Genomic DNA, 1376 nt, shown 5'->3' with positions numbered 1-1376 from the left:
TCATATGCGCTAGGTTTAGCGCTGGACATAAGGAATCTGGTTGTGATTCAAGCTTTGGATGAAGATTCGTCCTGAGATTTTGGATCATTGGCCGGAAGTGCGCGCGCGGCTTCCGGCGGGTTTTGACCTGGAAGCAACGGCGCGGTTGCGCGGTGCTTTCACGCGGGTGCGGGAAATCAAGAATGCCGAGACGCTGTTGCGGCTGGCACTTGCCTATGGCGGCCTTGGCATGTCGTTGCGCGAGACCTGTGCATGGGCCGAAGCGGGCGGGATCGCCCGTTTGTCAGACCCGTCGCTGCTCGAGCGGCTGTGCAAAGCGGCGCCTTGGCTTGGCGACATCGTGGCCGCGCTGATTGCCGAACAGGCGAAAGTGCCGGCGGGGCGCTTTGCGGGCTATCGCTTGCGTGTGCTCGATGGAACGTCGATCTGCCATCCGGGTGCTGACCGCACGACATGGCGACTGCATGTCGGCTACGACTTGGCAACGGCTCAGGTCGATCAGCTTGAGTTGACAGACATCCATGGTGCCGAGAACCTTCAGCGCCTTACCTATGCAGCCGGCGATATCGTGCTGGCCGATCGCTACTATGCAAGACCGCGCGACCTGCGGCCGGTGATCGATGCCGGTGCAGACTTCATCGTGCGGACCGGCTGGAACTCGTTGCGCCTGTTGCAGACGAATGGCGAGCCCTTTGATCTGTTTGCCGCGCTCGCCGCTCAGCAAGAGCAGGAAGGCCAGGTGCAGGTTCGTGTCCACGAAGGCATGACGGGGACGCCGCCAACGCCGCCGCTGGTCCTGCGCCTCATTGTCCGGCGCAAGGATCCGCAACAGGCCCAAGCCGAGCAGGAGCGTCTGCTCAAAGCCGCCCGCAAGCACGGCAAACAACCCGATCCGCGCAGTCTCGAGGCAGCGAAGTACATTCTGCTGCTGACTTCGCTGCCGGCCACCACCTTCCCGCCGGCCGATATCCTCACCCTCTATCGCTTCCGCTGGCAAATCGAGCTGGCGTTCAAACGGTTCAAGAGCCTGGCCGGCCTCGACAGCTTGCCGGCCAAGAAGCCGGAACTGGCCCGGGCATGGCTCTACGCCAGGCTGATCGTCGCCATCATCGCCGAACAGATTGCCGGGCAAGTCCCGGACTCTCCCCCCTCTGGATGCGGCAACCCCACCGGCTAGCCCCCCATTGGCAAGTCCTTCGCGCTGGCGTCTCATGAAGTTAGCCCTGGCCACCATTTGCGCCGCCATCCGCGGACCACTTCTGTGGCAGGCCGTCCGTAATCTCCTCACGCGAAGTCGTCGCCACCTCTGCGAGCCGCCGCGACGACGCCGAAAACAATGCGATTATCTCCGCGCCCGCCTAACCTAGCGCATATGA

At 62.9% G+C, this 1376-nt stretch carries 1 protein-coding gene; it reads left to right on the top strand.

Going from position 1 to position 1376, the window contains the following annotated elements; all coding sequences use genetic code 11:
* The first annotated feature begins 58 nt into the window (after positions 1 to 58).
* Positions 59 to 1177, top strand: coding sequence for an IS4 family transposase (locus ACIPSK_RS32960; RefSeq protein WP_162119693.1), 1119 nt, complete (start codon positions 59 to 61; stop codon positions 1175 to 1177).
* Positions 1178 to 1376: the final 199 nt, after the last annotated feature.

The organism is Rhizobium sp. LARHSG275, from assembly GCF_052871115.1.
The sequence above is the reverse complement of the archived record's forward strand: the minus strand, read 5'-3'. Positions and strand labels throughout refer to the sequence as shown.